A 15,452-nucleotide genomic window follows, 5' to 3' on the forward strand; every position below is an offset into this window, starting at 1 on the left:
AATGGATGAAAAATTGCCACCATTTTACGCCTAACAGCCCGGAGAGACCATGATTAAGTTCATGGTTGCTGTAATAGCTTTGCTTGCAGGAAATTGCGGATGTCATTGATTTCTTCCATACAGACTGAGTGTGGCATTGGGTACTCATGCAAATCAAGCGTATAGCCTTGCGCTTGCAGGAGCCCGGCTGAAGCTTGATATCTATCCAGGGTAATGACGTTATCCAGCGTGCCGTGCGCCATGAAAATAGGCAGCGCCTGGTTGGCGAGGCTGCGTTCTGTCCCCAGCAATTCGCTCAGTGGTAGATACGTGGAAAGTGCCAGTACAGCGGCAAGCGGCTCTGGATATCGCAGGGCGGTATGCAAAGCAATCGCGCCACCCTGGGAAAACCCCGCCAGTACGATGTGCTGGCAAGGAATACCTCGCTGCACCTCATTGGCAATTAACGCTTCAATCTGCTTCTGTGTGGCCGCAATCCCTTCTGCATCCTGCTGGTAGCTGGCATCAAAACCATAAATATCGTACCAGGCAGGCATTGCGTAACCGTTGTTGACAGTGACTGGGCGTACTGGTGCATGCGGCAGGATAAAGCGCGTATTAGGCAAGGCAAGCTCGTGCACGACCGGCACAAAGTCCTGACCATCGGCACCTAAGCCATGCAGCCAGATAACACTGTGCTGGATAGGATCTTCTGGAGAAATCTCAATAAAATCTAGTAATTGCATGATGCGGGATCGTGATGGGGAGTCTGCTATTTTGCCATGATGTGCTTGGCGGGACATGCATGATATTGTCCTGAATCATAAGGTTTGTTCAGAATGAAGTTATTTTTGGATAAATCTGCTGCGGTTTTTTTAATTAGGTGATTGATTTTTTAAGTTGTATTGTTTTTTTGTGCTTAGCACAATTAAGGTTTTCTATAGCCTCTGATTTTCCAAAACAATTCATCCGGGATTGCAATGTTGTGCCTGTTTTTAATTGCTTGATGGCGGTGTATTTGAATCAGTTGTCATAGCAGATATGATGTGAAACGGATTGCGTATTGCAACAGTTACTTAGAACAACGGGACGGATCAATTTTGAAGTGCAAGCAAGGAGGGTGAATGAACGTCACGGTGCTCGGCTGTAGCGGTGGAATAGGTCAGGGCTTACGCACAACGGCCTTGTTGCTGGATGACGATATATTGATCGATGCGGGCACGGGCGTTGGCGATTTGTCGCTGGCGCAGTTGGTGGCGATAGATCACGTGTTCCTCACCCATTCGCATCTGGATCATATTGCCTGTCTGCCTTTTCTGCTGGACAGCGTTATGGGCAAGCGTGCGGCCCCGGTGACGGTATATGCTCTGCCTGAAACGATAGACGTATTAAAAGCGCATATCTTCAATTGGAAAATCTGGCCAGATTTCAACCAAATTCCAGACCAGGAACAGCCATTTCTTCAATATCGCCCTTTATCCCTGGGGCAAACGTTCACATTGAATCAGCGCATGATCACTGCCTTGCCAGCCCATCATTCCGTGCCTGCTGTGGGTTATCTGCTGGATAGCGGAGTAGGCAGTCTGGCATTCAGTGGCGACACTACCAGTTGTGATGCATTCTGGCAGCAACTGAATCAGGTTAAAAACCTTGCCCATCTAGTGATAGAAACCTCTTTCAGCAATGCAGAGATTGCGCTGGCGCAAGTGTCCAGACACTTATGTCCTTCTTTATTGCTGGAAGGGCTGAATCAACTGCAAAGCAAACCGCAGGTGCATATTACCCATCTGAAACCTGGTGAGAGCGAAAGCATCATGCAGGAAATTAACGCTTATCGTCACGCCTTGAACCCGAGCCAATTGTGGCACGGGCAGATTATTACTCTTTAAATCCCGCAATCATTCATTCGGCACACCAATGGACAACCTGGAATCATTCCTACTGCAACTTGAACCGATACTGGCCCTTTCCCCTAGACGCTTGAAAGAGCTGGCGGGCCTGTGCTTTATCGAACGGGTAAATCAGGATATTGATCCCTTACGCATGAATGTCTTGAAAAGTGCACAAGTGCTGTATTTACTCAAGGGTGATATCGGCTTGCGCTATGTGGACGGTAGCAAGAAAATATTACGTGGTGGTAGCGAAGCGGCCAAATACCCTGTGGGTTCTGGTTCGTTGCCTGTGCAGGACACGATCGCCCTGACTGAAATCCAGATAGTACGGATAGATACCGACCTGCTGGATATCATGATGACCTGGGACCAGTTGGCCGGATACGAGAATACGGCACCCCCTGCATTGGCGGCAGTGAGTCATGACAGTGGCAAATGGATGAAGGACACCGAGGTGTTCAGTGTCAGCAAGTTGCAGAACGGTCTATTCAGCCGTCTACCGCCCGCCCATATTGAAGAAATGTTTCGCCGCATGGAACCCATGCCGGTCAGGGCCGGGCAGGTCATTATCCGTCAGGGCGAAGAGGGCGATTATTACTACCTGATAGAAAATGGTATGGCCTTGGTCAGCAGGCGACCAGTGCCTAGTCAACCGGATATGCTGATTGCGCAATTGGAAGCAGGCTCTGCCTTTGGTGAGGAGGCGCTGGTTTCAAATAACCGGCGTAATGCGACAGTGTCGATGAAAACTGATGGCATGTTACTACGACTTAGTAAGCAAGATTTCATAGAGTTATTGCAGGAGCCCCTGCTGACGAAGGTTTCGGTACCCGAGGCAGAGTACATGGTGAAAGATGGAGCTGTATGGCTGGATGTGAGATTGCCCACTGAGTATGACTACCAACATTTACCCGGAGCCATTAATGCACCATTACATGAGTTGCGGAATTTGGTGGGGAAATTAAATAAAGCCATTCCTTATATTGCGTATTGCCACACAGGTCGGCGTAGTTCAGCCGCGGCCATTATCTTGCTAGGGTATGGATTTAATGTCCGAATATTAAATAAGAGCTTGGGTGCGGTACACATCACTTAAACTTTTCGAACATTTTATATGGTTAAAATAAAACCCGCCGAAGCGGGTTAATTTTCGAAGTATATTTTTTATGTAAAGCCTTGAAAGTGCTTTATTTGAAGTTACTTACAAAAACTTGCTGCAAGGCATGTTCCAGTTTGAGCCCAAGTAATATTTGAACCATTGATCGTTGGGGTAAGAACAGAAGTGTAGCCGCCGGCTGCTGTAGATCCTGTGCCTGTAATTACGCCATCTGTTGTTGTTAGAGATGCAACATTAGCAGTTGCTGCGGGAGCAGCCTCTACACCCAATGCACCATTTGAACAACCAGTAGCTGTTCCTGGGTTTGCAGGATTGTCAGTAGCACATATGGATACTGATTGCTTAAATGTGTCACTAAGGGATAGAACTTCGCTAAATCTGGCTTTTTTTGTATAGTTTTGATAAGAAGGAATTGCTACTGCTGCCAAAATACCAATAATCGCAACGACGATCATCAGTTCGATTAATGTAAAACCTTGTTGTACTTTCTTCATTTGAATCCCCTTGGAGTAAGTGTCAGTGGTTGCAGTATCAATGGGTACTGCATGTTAAACATATGGCAATGAGTGTGCCAACTGAGATGTGTTTTTGTTATTGATTGAATTTAAAAGGTTTTTGTGAGGGCGATAAAAAAAGCGGTGCTTCAAGCACCGCTTTTTTATTGCATAAGACTGACAAAATTTGTCAGTCTGTGACAAGGCAAGTCGCTTATTTGGCTTCAGCAACCTTCTTCAGGTTGGCCAGGCCCGCGTCATAAACGCCATTCACTGCATCCAGCGCGGACTTGTCATCCTGACCTGGAGGGATAGGTGGGTTAAGCTTGTACACACGGTAGAAGCGGCCCATCCATTTAACTTCTGCTTTGCCGCCATCCACGGCTTTGACAGAGATGGTGGAGTAGTAATCAGCGACTGGCAGTACACCTTCTACAATACCGTACTTTAGTTGTTTGCTGTCTTCATCCAGGCTTTTCAGGTTTTCCAGCAGGGTGCCGCCGCCTTTGAGGGTCAGGAGGCGCAGGGTTTCTTCTTCGCCTGCCTCATTTTTCTTGGTTTCCAGTTTTGTGCTTTCAACGGCAGGATGCCATTTTTGCCAATTGCCGAAATCCTTCACCAGGGCCCAGACTTTATCAGGGCTGGCATCGATAATGACAGTTTTTTCAACCTTTTGCGGGGATGGGCCGTGAGCGGCAGCAGTCAGCGGCAGCATGCCGATAGCCAGCAGGGCGAGTAATTTCTTCATCTATAGTTCTCCATGTATTTAGCTAAAAAGTGGAACTGCTATGCAGATCCTGATCAATGTGACGTCTTGAGTATAAACTGACCGAAAGCCCGGCTTTGCTTGCCTGTCGGGATGTTTTCGATACGCTTATTGCTGCTGGCGTCTATCACTGAAACCGAGTTGTCGAACCAGTTGGCGACATAAATTCTGTTGGTGGCAGCATCATAGTTGATGCCCTCCGGGAAGCCGCCTACACGCACCTTGGCGATTTCCTTGTCTTCTGTCAGGCTGAGCACGGAAACCGTATCAGCCTGTGTATTGGTAACGTACGCATATTGGCTGTCTGGGCTGACAGTCACACAATATGGATGCTCTCCTACCTTGATGGCACGGCTTTGGCCGCTAGCTGGGTCAATAATGGACAGGCTGTTTTCATACACATTGACCACATAAAGATGTTTGCCATCCGGCCCCAGGGTGACACCAAACGGGTGCGCGCCAGTGGCAATACGGCTTAATATCTTGAGGGAGGCAGTGTCTATCACTGCCAAATCATTGCTATCCCGGTTCGCCACGTAAAGCTTGCTGCCATCATGGCTGATGGTGATGCCGGCAGGGGCTTTGCCTATGCTGACTTCACGACGTTGCTGGGTGTCTGCAGTATTGATCACCAATATGCGGTTGTCATTCCAGTCTGCCACATAAAGCGTGTTGCTATCCGGAGAAAGTGCAATGCCGACAGGGGAGCCTGGGATATCGATGGTATCAATCACCTGATAGGTTTTGCTATCAATGACAGAGACAGAGTGACTATCCACATTGCTGATGAATACTTTCCCGAGTGTTGCCGATGTTGCGACCCCTACCGGGGATTTGCCGACGGGTATGGTGGCGATCACCTGATGATTGACGAGGTTAATGACTGAAACCGTATTGTCGCCCTGGTTGGTGATATATGCTTCATCGGCAATGGCGCCGGACAGGCTGCAAGCAAACATGCTGCTAATGACGAAAATGATGAGTTGTTTCACTGGTAATCGGGGTTTTCTGTCAATGGTCTTTAAACGCAGCTGGGCTACGCTTGGTTGACTTGGCAGTATACGGGTGCGGTGCAAATAGCGTCAAGGCAAGAGCAAGTGTCTGTTTTATCAGGATTGCCGGTTGCAATCGGGCGGTTATTCTTTCAATCTGGGTCGAAATATGGAAGAATTACGGCAAATTATAGAGGTATGTTGTCATGATAGATCGCGATGGATATCGCCCGAATGTAGGCATTATTTTATGTAATGCCCGCAATCAGGTGTTTTGGGGTAAGCGCATCCGCGAACACTCTTGGCAGTTTCCACAGGGTGGGATCAAGCATGGTGAAAGCCCGGAGCAAGCCATGTACCGTGAGCTGATGGAAGAGGTTGGCCTGCGTCCTGAACATGTAAGGATTTTGGGAAGAACGCGGGATTGGTTGCGTTATGAGGTGCCTACGAATTGGATCAAGCGTGAATGGCGCGGAAGTTACAAGGGCCAAAAGCAAATATGGTTTTTGCTACGATTGGTCGGACGTGATAATGATGTGTCATTGCGTGCCACTGAGCATCCAGAGTTTGATGCCTGGCGCTGGAGTGATTACTGGGTGGCGATGGATAGCGTCATTGAGTTCAAGCGGGATGTATATCGCCTGGCACTCAAGGAGTTATCTCCTCACCTTGGAGAACGTCGCCGTCAACCCCGCCATCCTCTGCTAGAGCAGGTGGGTACGCCGATTATTCGTTAATCGTTTATTCTGTTTGGTTATATCTAAAAACCGCCCCAGTGCACTCGGGGCGGTTTTTTTATTCAGCTTGCCATTACCTCACCAAGCCTGACAGTACCTGCGGACACCCAAGACGAATTAAATACGATGGCGTCAGATTGTGGGAACACTAGCACCACGGTTGAGCCTAGCAAAAAGCGTCCCATTTCTTCCCCCTGTTTCAGTTGAATATTCTGGCTGCTGTAGTCCCAGGACTTGATCTTTCCAGGGCGGGGTGGATTCACAATGCCATGCCAGACCGTGGCCATGCTGCCGACAATCGTCGCGCCAACCAACACCAGGATGAAATTGCCTTGCGTGCCTGCGAACTCGCACACCACACGTTCATTACGTGCAAACAGGCCTGGAACATCTTCTGCTGTTGCTGGATTGACCGAGAACAGGTCGCCCGGCACATAGGTCATGCTCAATAGTTTGCCATCACATGGCATGTGGATGCGGTGGTAGTCGCGTGGGCTGAGGTAAATCGTGGCAAAGCTACCATTCTGATATTGGGCTGCGATTTCCTTGTTGCCACCCACCAGGGCGGTGGTTGAGTAGCTGTGGCCTTTGGCCTGAAAGATCTGGTCAACTGCAATAGGGCCAAACTGGCTGATGGCACCATCCACCGGGCAGGTCAGTTTGGCGATAGCCTGTGGACGAGCGCCTGTACGTAAGGCACGAGTGAAGAAGTCATTAAAGCTGGTGTAACTGCTGATATCGGGATTGGCAGCTTCAGCCATGTTGACCTGATAGCGTTTAACAAACCAGCGAATCACTGCAGTGGTCAGTTTACCTGCCTGAGCATGCGCTAATTTGCCAGCAATGGCAGTCAGTGCCTGTTTCGGCACCATATATTGCACTAACACAGAAAAACGTTTGGACACTTTGGCCTCGTATGAGTGATTGCAGGGCTGGGAGCAGAAAAGCAAAAGAGGCAGGGCATGGCCCGGCCTCTTCATAGTTTAACCGCTAACGGTCAAGCTTAGTTCTTGGACTGATCCACCAGTTTGTTCTTGGAAATCCAAGGCATCATGGCGCGCAACTGACCACCCACCTGCTCGATTGGGTGAGCAGCATTGAGGCGACGACGTGCAGTCATGGATGGGTAGTTGGTGCGGCCCTCCAGGATGAATTGCTTGGCATATTCGCCGTTCTGGATGTTGGTCAGGCATTCTTTCATGGCAGCACGAGCCTGGTCCGCAATCACGCGAGGGCCAGTAACGTATTCACCGTACTCTGCATTGTTGGAGATGGAGTAGTTCATGTTGGCGATGCCGCCTTCGTACATGAGGTCTACAATCAGCTTCAACTCGTGCAGGCACTCGAAGTAAGCCATTTCTGGCGCATAGCCAGCATCAACCAAAGTTTCAAAACCAGCCTTAACCAGTTCAACTGCGCCACCACAGAGTACAGCTTGCTCACCGAACAGGTCGGTTTCTGTTTCTTCGCGGAAGTTGGTTTCAATCACGCCACCCTTGGTGCCGCCATTGGCCGCAGCGTAAGAAAGTGCGATGTCCTTGGCCTTGCCAGAGGCATCCTGGTAAACAGCGATCAATGAAGGAACGCCACCACCCTTGAGGTATTCGGAACGTACGGTGTGACCAGGGCCTTTAGGCGCGATCATGATGACGTCTTGATCCTTGCTAGGAATAATCTGGTTGTAATGAATGTTGAAGCCATGAGCAAAGGCCAGTGCTGCACCCTTTTTCAGGTTAGGCTCAATGTCGGCTTTGTAGATTTCTGCCATGGTTTCGTCTGGCAACAATACCATCACAACATCGGCGCCAGTCACCGCATCCTTGATTTCCTTGACATCGTGACCTGCGTTTACGGCCTTGGCAAAGGAGCTACCATCCTTGCGAGCACCGATAGTGACAGTGGCACCAGAGTCCTTCAGGTTTTGCGCATGCGCATGGCCTTGAGAACCGTAACCAACAATCGTCACTTTCAGTTTCTTGATTAAGGACAGATCTGCGTCTTTGTCGTAATAGACTTTCATTTTTTACCTTTCAATACAAATAGTTTACTGCAAGCAATGCTGGTGCACTGCCCACAAATTCAATGTTAAAGCTTGAGGATCCTGTCGCCGCGGCCTATACCGGATGCGCCGGTACGGACGGTCTCGAGAATGGCAGCGTTGTCCAGAGCCTCTAGGAAAGCATCCAGTTTGGAGCCTGAGCCTGTGAGCTCTATGGTGTAGCTGCCGTCTGCAACATCAATGATGCGCCCACGAAAAATGTCACACATACGTTTCATTTCATCGCGGAACGGCCCAGTGGCCTTCACCTTGACCAACATCAGTTCTCGCTCGATAAAGCGGCCGTCGTTGAGGTCCAGTACCTTGACCACATCAATTAACTTGTTGAGTTGTTTGATGATTTGCTCAATCACTTCATCCGATCCGGAGGTGACGATGGTCATGCGTGACAGTGTGGCATCTTCGGTGGGTGCCACAGTCAGGGATTCAATATTGTATGCACGTGCGGAAAACAGGCCAGCTACACGAGAAAGTGCACCAGCTTCGTTTTCCATCAATATGGAGATGATGTGTTTCATACTTGATCTTCTTACAGCTCTTCAGCCAGGATAATTTCAGACAGGCCCTTGCCGTTTGGCACCATGGGGAACACGTTTTCGTTCTGGTCGGTGAGGAAGTTCATGAATACGAATCTGTCCTTGAGGTTGAACGCCTCGGTCAGTGCACCTTCAACATCGCCCGGTTTTTCGATATTCATGCCGACATGGCCATAGGATTCCGCCAGTTTGACGAAGTCAGGTAGGCTGTCCATATAGGATTCAGAGTAGCGATTCTCGTAAAAGAACTGCTGCCACTGCCGTACCATGCCCAAATAGCGATTGTTGAGCAGGATGACCTTGATGGGCAGATGGAACTGCTTACAGGTCGACAGCTCCTGAATATTCATCTGGATACTGCCTTCGCCGGTGACACAGGCAACTTGCGCAGTGGGATCAGCAAACTGTACGCCCATGGCGTAAGGCAGACCCACGCCCATGGTGCCAAGGCCGCCGGAGTTGATCCAGCGACGTGGCTTGTCGAATTTGTAGTATTGCGCAGCCCACATCTGGTGCTGACCGACGTCTGAAGTGACGTAAGCATCACCCTTGGTGACTTCCCACAGTTTTTCAATCACGTATTGTGGCTTGATGATCTCGCTATTGCGATTGTAGGAAAGACAGTTGCGGCCACGCCATTCTTCGATCTGTGTCCACCAGGCCTTGAGTGCAACTGCGTCCGGTGCGCGTGTTTCCGCATCCAGCAACTCATTCATCTCGGTGAGTACAGACTGTACATGACCGACGATAGGCACATCGACCTTTACCCGTTTGGATATGGAAGACGGGTCTACATCAATGTGGATGATGGTGCGGTTTTTGTTGAAGAAGTGTTCTGGATTGCCAATCACGCGGTCATCAAAGCGTGCACCAATGGCAACCAGCACATCACAGTCCTGCATGGCCATATTGGCTTCAAGTGTGCCGTGCATCCCCAGCATGCCAACAAACTGTTTGTCCGTGGCTGGATAACCACCCAGGCCCATCAGGGTATTGGTGACCGGGAAGCCCAGTCTTTGTGCAATCTTGATCAACTCCCCTGAGGCATCGCCCAGTACCACGCCACCACCCGCATAAATCATCGGGCGCTTGGCATCCAGCATGAGCTTGATCGCCTTCTTGATCTGACCGGAGTGGCCTTTCAGGATAGGCGTGTATGAGCGTAGCTCTACTGACTTTGGATATTCAAAATTTGCAAGCTGGGCCGTAATGTCCTTGGGGATATCCACGACTACCGGTCCAGGCCTGCCTGTTGCGGCAATGAAGAAAGCCTTCTTCATGGTGGTAGCAATATCCTTGATATCCTTGACCAGGAAGTTATGTTTTACACATGGACGGGTAATCCCGATCATGTCAACTTCCTGGAAGGCATCCAGGCCAATGGCTGGCGTAGGCACCTGGCCACTGATCACGACCAGTGGAATGGAGTCCATATACGCAGTCGCAATGCCAGTAATGGCATTGGTGGCACCAGGGCCCGAGGTAACGAGCGCGACCCCGACGTCGCCAGTGGCACGTGCGTATGCATCAGCTGCATGAACCGCTGCTTGCTCATGACGAACCAGGATGTGCTTGAACTTGTCCTGAGTAAAAATTGCGTCGTATATGTTGAGCACCGCACCGCCTGGATAGCCAAAAACGAATTTAACGTTTTCTTCATGCAGGCAACGGATGACGATTTCTGCGCCAGATATTTCCATAGATATTGCTTGTTATGCCAAGAGTTTGGGAAACGTAGAACACTAACGGTTTGCGCCGATTTGGTCAAGGATGATTAAGTGGGAAGTGCCTGTAAATCCGTGATATTCAAGCAGGATTTCCCCGCATTTAATCCATGGGGGGCGGTGCTACCTTCAATAATTCTTCTATGGTGGTGATGCCCGCGGCTATTTTTTCCGCCCCATTGATCATGAGCGGTTGCATGCCTTGTTTGTAAGCCAGAGCCTTGATGCTGACGAGGTCGGCATCATGCGTAATCAGTTTTTTCAGCGTGGAGTCTATCGAGAGCATTTCATAAATGCCACTACGTCCACGATATCCGGTCATACGGCATTCCAGGCAACCATTGGCGACATGAATTTGTTTCGGTTTAGGTAGCTTCCAGGCGCCTATCAGTTCATCCCAGCGTGATTGGGTGATGGTGGAAGGTGTTTTGCAGTGTGTGCACAGTGTACGCACCAGGCGCTGCGCCATGATGCCAATGACAGCGGAATGAATCAGGTAGGGTGCAACGCCAAGATCCAGCAGCCGCGTGACGGCAGAGGGGGCATCATTGGTGTGCAGGGTGGAGAGTACCAAGTGACCGGTAAGCGCTGCCTGGATGGCCATTTCTGCGGTTTCCACGTCGCGGATTTCGCCGACCATGATAATGTCAGGATCTTGCCGTAACAGGGTGCGCACGCCGTCGGCAAAGCTCAAACCTATATTCTGCTGCACCTGCATCTGGTTGAATGCAGGTTCAACCATTTCTATCGGGTCTTCAATGGTGCAGACATTCACTTCGGGCGTGGCCAGAAGCTTGAGCGTTGAATACAAAGTGGTGGTCTTGCCTGAGCCTGTGGGGCCAGTGACCAGTACAATGCCATTGGGGGTTTGCGTCCACTTTTTCCATTGTTGCGCCTGATGGCTGGAAAAGCCCAGTTCAATGAAATCCTTGACCAGGATTTCCGGCGTGAAGATACGCATCACCAGTTTTTCACCAAATGCAGTCGGCATGGTGGAAAGGCGTAACTCGATTTCCTCGCCTTCGTCGGTCAGGGTCTTAATGCGGCCATCCTGCGGACGGCGCTTTTCCACCATGTCCATACGCCCCAGCAGTTTGATCCGGCTGGTAATGGCATTCATGATGGCGGTCGGTAATTGGTAGACCTGGTGCAATACGCCGTCGATGCGGAAGCGCAATATGCCCATGGTGCGCCTGGGTTCCAGGTGGATATCGCTGGCGCGTTGTTCAAAGGCGTATTTGAACAACCAGTCGACGATATTGACGACATGTTGTTCATTCGCATCGAGATTTTTGTTCTTGCCCAGCTCAACCAACTGCTCCAGGTTCTGAACACCGATAACCTGACCAGCCTTGGCTGTATTGGCCAGGTTGATCGAGTTGGCCAAGTTATAGACTTCGGGAAGATGACGGTTGATTTCGCGTGGATTTGCCACTACCAGGCGAATTTTCAGTCTTAAAATTCGCTCCAGATCAGGAATCCACTCAGTGAAAAATGGCTCGGCCGTGGCAATGATGGCTTCGTTGTTACTCACCTTGATCGGCATGATCTTGAGCCGTTCGGCGTAAGCCTTGGAGATCACCTGGGCGATGGAGCCAAAATCCAGCTTCAGTGGATCGATGTGGTAATACTCAAGTTCCGCACGCTTGGCCAGCCAGACAGTCAGCGCTTCAATGGAAAGCAACTTGTTAGGGGTTGTCAGGTTTTTCCACTTTTGCTCACCGATGACAATCAGTGGATGCAGATTGGAGCTGTCAAACCTTCGGTCTTTATACAGTTGCTCTGCTTGCAGCTTATGCAGCAGGCCATCATTGACCAGCATGCGCAAAGCATCGCCCAGTGACAGGCGGCCTGGGGCCGGTTGAAATATCGGGGCGGGTTGTTGGCTCATGGTGGATTTATACTAAAGAGTCTTTAGCCAAAAGTCGACCTGCCTTTAATCTTGGGAAGCGCATCAGGAATCCTTGAAACGCATAGAGAGATCAATCGCCTGTACATGTTTGGTCAGGCTGCCAATCGAGATGCGGTCTACCCCGGTCAGCGCAATCTCGCGCACGTTGTGAAGCCCTATCCCGCCAGAGGCTTCCAGCACTGCTCGACCCTGTGTGAGCAGAACGGCGGCATACAGCTGTTCTGTACTGAAGTTATCAAGCAGTATCAGGCTTGCCCCGGCATCCAGAGCGCTTTGTAATTGATCCAGGGTTTCAACTTCTATCTGTATCGGTACATTGGCATGCATATCCCGTGCATTTTGCAACACGGCTTCTATGCTGCCTGCCGCTGCAATGTGGTTTTCCTTGATCAGGATACCGTCATATAGTCCGATGCGCTGATTCAGTCCGCCGCCTACCCTCACTGCATATTTCTGTGCCAGCCGCAATCCTGGCAGGGTTTTACGTGTGTCCAGAATGCGTGTCTGGGTGCCCGTGATGGCATTCACATATTGTCTTGTCAGAGTGGCAGTGGCGGAGAGGGTCTGCAGGAAATTAAGCGCACAGCGCTCAGCTGTGAGGAGTGCCCGTGCGGGCCCGTGCATTTTACATATCACCTGGTCTGCACTGACCGAACTTCCTTCTTCCACCTGCCAATCCAGAACAATCTCCCGGGATATCTGGTGAAAGCAGGCAGTGGCCCAGGGGGTGCCGCAAATGATCGCCTGTTCACGGCTGATGATCGTGGCCTCTGCTACTTGTCCTGCAGGGACCAGTTGCGCGGTCAGGTCGCCGCTACCGATGTCTTCGCTGATCGCTTGTGCAATATCCGTTTCAATACAGGTTTGCAGAGACGGAGATAGTTGTGAGCTGCTGAATGTTGGATCCATGATTTACATTATAATGCAGTCATTACCATCTCTGCGCTGATCATCATGAAGCTTCTTTATTCCAATACCAGTCCTTATGCTCGCAAGGTACGTATTGTTGCCAGCGAAAAACGCATTGATGTCACCATGGTTCCTGTGGTACTGGCAGATCCGGATTGTCCGGTGAATGACCATAATCCACTGGGGAAAATCCCGGTACTGATTCTGGCCGATGGCGATAGCCTTTATGATTCACGCGTGATTGCGGAATACTTGGATAACCGCACACCGCTGGCTCACCTGATTCCGCAGGATCACTCTGTCAAAATCTGGGTAAGGCGTTGGGAGGCTCTGGCAGATGGGGTGTGCGATGCAGCAATCGCTGCGGTGATGGAGGGACGCCGGCCCGAGGGGATGCAGGATGCTGCCATTATTGCGAAGCAGTTGGGCAAGGTTGAGCGTGGTTTGCGTGTGCTGAATGACGATCTGGGCAAGAATAAATGGTGTGTGAATGATGCTTTCAGTCTGGCCGATATTGCCTTGGGCTGTGTGCTGGGCTATCTGGATTTGCGCTACCAGCATCTGGATTGGCAAAAGACCTATCCCAACCTGGGACGCCATTACCTCGCGCTCATGCAGCGTGCTTCATTCAGGGATACTGCCCCACCGCTTGCCAAGTAATCTCATCTCTCAGCGGCAGCTATGCTTGGTAGTTGCGGTGTAGCTTGTCGTTGAGGTGTAGCTTGTCGTTGAGGTGCGGCTTGTTGTTGAGGTGCGGCTTGTTGAGGTGTAGCTTATAGTGCCGATGTAATAATACCGCCACCAAGACACACATTGCTTTCGTAGACGACTACGGATTGCCCAGGTGTGATGGCCCATTGCGCATGACCAAAGCGGATTTCCGTAATGTCGCCCTCCAGCCTCTCGATCTCACATGGAGCATCAGGCTGGCGATATCGAGTCTTGGCCGCATATACCCAATGAGTTCTCGGCTCTTCCCCGGCGATCCAGTGCAGATTGCTGGCGATCAGGCCGTCGTTGAGCAGCAAGGGATGTTCATGTCCTTGTACCACAATCAATACATTGCGTTGCATATCCTTGCCTGCCACAAACCAGGGTTCGCCATTGCTTTCACGTGAGCCGCCTATGCCAAGGCCCTGGCGCTGACCCATGGTGTAATACATGAGACCGTTGTGCTGACCGACTACCTGGCCGTCAGGGGTTTCCATGTCGCCGGGGGTGCGAGGCAAGTAGCGACTTAAAAATTCCTGGAACGGACGTTCGCCGATAAAGCAGATACCGGTGGAGTCTTTTTTTTCGCTGGTGGGTAGTCGGGCACGTCTGGCGATTTCACGTACCTCGCGCTTGGGCAGGTGACCCAGCGGGAAAAGCGTCTTTGAGAGTTGTGCCTGGTTGAGGCGATGCAGGAAATAGCTTTGATCCTTGGTGCCGTCATCCGCCTTCATTAGTTGATACAGGCCATTGCGCTCGCGTACCTGTGCGTAATGACCGGTGGCCATCAGGTCACCCCCCAGCGCCATGGCATGGTCGAGGAAAGCCTTGAACTTGATCTCGGAGTTGCACAGGATGTCGGGGTTAGGTGTGCGGCCTGCGCTGTATTCTTCCAGGAAGTTGGCGAAGACGCGCTCTTTATATTCCTTGCTGAAGTTGACGGCTTCTATCTCTATGCCCAGGTTATCCGCTACGGCAACCGCATCAATCAGGTCCTGCTTGGCAGGGCAGTATTCATCAGTGTCGTCATCTTCCCAGTTTTTCATGAAGAGCCCGACTACGTCATAGCCTTGTTCTTTCAGCAATAATGCGGTGACTGAGGAGTCGACGCCGCCGGACATGCCGACGATAACCTTTTTCTTCATGATGCGCGTTCTATAGGTGTGTAATCACGTTGAGCGGAAAATGTTGTCCCGCCAGATAATGTTCTATGCAAGTCAGCACTTGCGGACTTCGATGTTGTGCATGGCTGGCGCGTATTTCCTCAGGACTCAACCACAACGTGCGCAATATGCCATCATCAAGCGCTTGCGTTGGACGATGGTCATCCACCTTGCCAATAAAGGCAAAACGCAGGTAAGTGATATCCTTGAGTGGATGGCGCCAGTGATAAATGCCGAGCAAATGCTGTGGAGTGAAGCGGTAAGCGCTTTCTTCGCGGGTTTCCCGCACCACGGCTTCCAGCAGGCTTTCCCCCTTTTCCACATGGCCAGCGGGCTGGTTAAGACGTATGCCTTCCGCAGTCTCTTCCTCTACCAGCAGGAAAAGGCCATTGTGTTCAACGATAGCAGCAACAGTGGTATTGGGTTTCCAGATCATGGGTGTATGTATTTATTGTGTGAAA

16 protein-coding genes are annotated in these 15,452 nt (G+C 50.7%); 4 read left to right on the top strand and 12 right to left on the bottom strand.

Annotated elements, in window-relative coordinates; genetic code table 11:
* Positions 1-59 precede the first annotated feature (59 nt).
* On the bottom strand, positions 60-725 hold the full coding sequence (locus tag LG201_RS14100; RefSeq protein WP_226772838.1) for an alpha/beta hydrolase: 666 nt from the start codon (positions 723-725) through the stop codon (positions 60-62).
* 378 nt (positions 726-1,103) lie between these two features.
* Here LG201_RS14100 and LG201_RS14105 point away from each other — a divergent pair, with 378 nt between their 5' ends.
* Entirely contained in the window at positions 1,104-1,868 is a 765-nt protein-coding gene (locus tag LG201_RS14105; RefSeq protein WP_226772839.1) for an MBL fold metallo-hydrolase, read from the top strand.
* A 28-nt stretch (positions 1,869-1,896) separates the two neighbouring features.
* Positions 1,897-2,967 (top strand): cyclic nucleotide-binding domain-containing protein, encoded by a 1,071-nt coding sequence (locus LG201_RS14110; RefSeq protein WP_226772840.1) that lies wholly within the window; start codon positions 1,897-1,899, stop codon positions 2,965-2,967.
* Between the two features lie 101 nt (positions 2,968-3,068).
* Here the strand turns inward: LG201_RS14110 and LG201_RS14115 are convergent, their stop codons facing one another.
* The 3 genes from LG201_RS14115 to LG201_RS14125 form a co-directional block, all read right to left on the bottom strand.
* Positions 3,069-3,482, bottom strand: coding sequence for a pilin (locus tag LG201_RS14115; protein ID WP_226772841.1), 414 nt, complete (start codon positions 3,480-3,482; stop codon positions 3,069-3,071).
* A gap of 214 nt (positions 3,483-3,696) precedes the next feature.
* On the bottom strand, positions 3,697-4,230 hold the full coding sequence (locus tag LG201_RS14120; protein ID WP_226772842.1) for an SRPBCC family protein: 534 nt from the start codon (positions 4,228-4,230) through the stop codon (positions 3,697-3,699).
* Between the two features lie 53 nt (positions 4,231-4,283).
* Complete coding sequence (locus tag LG201_RS14125; RefSeq protein WP_226772843.1) at positions 4,284-5,240, bottom strand: YVTN family beta-propeller repeat protein; 957 nt, start codon at positions 5,238-5,240, stop codon at positions 4,284-4,286.
* 206 nt (positions 5,241-5,446) lie between these two features.
* On the opposite strand from LG201_RS14125, the gene LG201_RS14130 reads away from it, so the two are divergent.
* A complete protein-coding gene (locus tag LG201_RS14130; RefSeq protein ID WP_226772844.1) occupies positions 5,447-5,977 on the top strand; it encodes an RNA pyrophosphohydrolase in 531 nt (176 codons plus the stop codon).
* A gap of 62 nt (positions 5,978-6,039) precedes the next feature.
* Here LG201_RS14130 and asd read toward each other — a convergent pair whose 3' ends face one another.
* The 6 genes from asd to nadC form a co-directional block, all read right to left on the bottom strand.
* Positions 6,040-6,882 carry an archaetidylserine decarboxylase gene (gene asd, locus LG201_RS14135; RefSeq protein ID WP_226772845.1) on the bottom strand — a complete coding sequence of 281 codons (843 nt, stop codon included), beginning with the start codon at positions 6,880-6,882 and terminating at the stop codon, positions 6,040-6,042.
* A gap of 98 nt (positions 6,883-6,980) precedes the next feature.
* Positions 6,981-7,997 (bottom strand): ketol-acid reductoisomerase, encoded by a 1,017-nt coding sequence (ilvC, locus tag LG201_RS14140; protein ID WP_226772846.1) that lies wholly within the window; start codon positions 7,995-7,997, stop codon positions 6,981-6,983.
* Positions 7,998-8,062: 65 nt separating this feature from the next.
* Positions 8,063-8,554 (bottom strand): acetolactate synthase small subunit, encoded by a 492-nt coding sequence (gene ilvN, locus LG201_RS14145; protein WP_226772847.1) that lies wholly within the window; start codon positions 8,552-8,554, stop codon positions 8,063-8,065.
* Between the two features lie 11 nt (positions 8,555-8,565).
* Positions 8,566-10,272, bottom strand: a complete 1,707-nt coding sequence (locus LG201_RS14150) for an acetolactate synthase 3 catalytic subunit (RefSeq protein WP_226772848.1) — start codon at positions 10,270-10,272, stop codon at positions 8,566-8,568.
* Positions 10,273-10,399: 127 nt separating this feature from the next.
* The gene (locus LG201_RS14155; RefSeq protein ID WP_226772849.1) at positions 10,400-12,187 is read right to left on the bottom strand and encodes a GspE/PulE family protein; all 1,788 of its coding nucleotides are present in this window, start codon (positions 12,185-12,187) and stop codon (positions 10,400-10,402) included.
* 63 nt (positions 12,188-12,250) lie between these two features.
* Positions 12,251-13,117, bottom strand: coding sequence for a carboxylating nicotinate-nucleotide diphosphorylase (nadC, locus tag LG201_RS14160; protein WP_226772850.1), 867 nt, complete (start codon positions 13,115-13,117; stop codon positions 12,251-12,253).
* Between the two features lie 45 nt (positions 13,118-13,162).
* On the opposite strand from nadC, the gene LG201_RS14165 reads away from it, so the two are divergent.
* Positions 13,163-13,777 carry a glutathione S-transferase family protein gene (locus LG201_RS14165; RefSeq protein ID WP_226772851.1) on the top strand — a complete coding sequence of 205 codons (615 nt, stop codon included), beginning with the start codon at positions 13,163-13,165 and terminating at the stop codon, positions 13,775-13,777.
* A gap of 113 nt (positions 13,778-13,890) precedes the next feature.
* On the opposite strand, the gene mnmA is transcribed toward LG201_RS14165, so the two are convergent.
* Both mnmA and LG201_RS14175 read right to left on the bottom strand, forming a co-directional pair.
* Entirely contained in the window at positions 13,891-14,973 is a 1,083-nt protein-coding gene (gene mnmA / locus LG201_RS14170) for a tRNA 2-thiouridine(34) synthase MnmA (RefSeq protein ID WP_226772852.1), read from the bottom strand.
* A gap of 10 nt (positions 14,974-14,983) precedes the next feature.
* Positions 14,984-15,427 carry an NUDIX hydrolase gene (locus LG201_RS14175; RefSeq protein WP_226772853.1) on the bottom strand — a complete coding sequence of 148 codons (444 nt, stop codon included), beginning with the start codon at positions 15,425-15,427 and terminating at the stop codon, positions 14,984-14,986.
* Positions 15,428-15,452: the final 25 nt, after the last annotated feature.

This window comes from Methylobacillus gramineus, from assembly GCF_020532675.1.
GTDB lineage: Bacteria > Pseudomonadota > Gammaproteobacteria > Burkholderiales > Methylophilaceae > Methylobacillus > Methylobacillus gramineus.

Coding starts and splice junctions, on each gene's coding strand:
- LG201_RS14100 (WP_226772838.1), bottom strand. CDS start 725: ATGCAATTACTAGATTTTATTGAGATTTCTCCAGAAGATCCTATCCAG.
- LG201_RS14105 (WP_226772839.1), top strand. CDS start 1,104: ATGAACGTCACGGTGCTCGGCTGTAGCGGTGGAATAGGTCAGGGCTTA.
- LG201_RS14110 (WP_226772840.1), top strand. CDS start 1,897: ATGGACAACCTGGAATCATTCCTACTGCAACTTGAACCGATACTGGCC.
- LG201_RS14115 (WP_226772841.1), bottom strand. CDS start 3,482: ATGAAGAAAGTACAACAAGGTTTTACATTAATCGAACTGATGATCGTC.
- LG201_RS14120 (WP_226772842.1), bottom strand. CDS start 4,230: ATGAAGAAATTACTCGCCCTGCTGGCTATCGGCATGCTGCCGCTGACT.
- LG201_RS14130 (WP_226772844.1), top strand. CDS start 5,447: ATGATAGATCGCGATGGATATCGCCCGAATGTAGGCATTATTTTATGT.
- ilvC (WP_226772846.1), bottom strand. CDS start 7,997: ATGAAAGTCTATTACGACAAAGACGCAGATCTGTCCTTAATCAAGAAA.
- ilvN (WP_226772847.1), bottom strand. CDS start 8,554: ATGAAACACATCATCTCCATATTGATGGAAAACGAAGCTGGTGCACTT.
- LG201_RS14150 (WP_226772848.1), bottom strand. CDS start 10,272: ATGGAAATATCTGGCGCAGAAATCGTCATCCGTTGCCTGCATGAAGAA.
- LG201_RS14155 (WP_226772849.1), bottom strand. CDS start 12,187: ATGAGCCAACAACCCGCCCCGATATTTCAACCGGCCCCAGGCCGCCTG.
- nadC (WP_226772850.1), bottom strand. CDS start 13,117: ATGGATCCAACATTCAGCAGCTCACAACTATCTCCGTCTCTGCAAACC.
- LG201_RS14165 (WP_226772851.1), top strand. CDS start 13,163: ATGAAGCTTCTTTATTCCAATACCAGTCCTTATGCTCGCAAGGTACGT.
- mnmA (WP_226772852.1), bottom strand. CDS start 14,973: ATGAAGAAAAAGGTTATCGTCGGCATGTCCGGCGGCGTCGACTCCTCA.
- LG201_RS14175 (WP_226772853.1), bottom strand. CDS start 15,427: ATGATCTGGAAACCCAATACCACTGTTGCTGCTATCGTTGAACACAAT.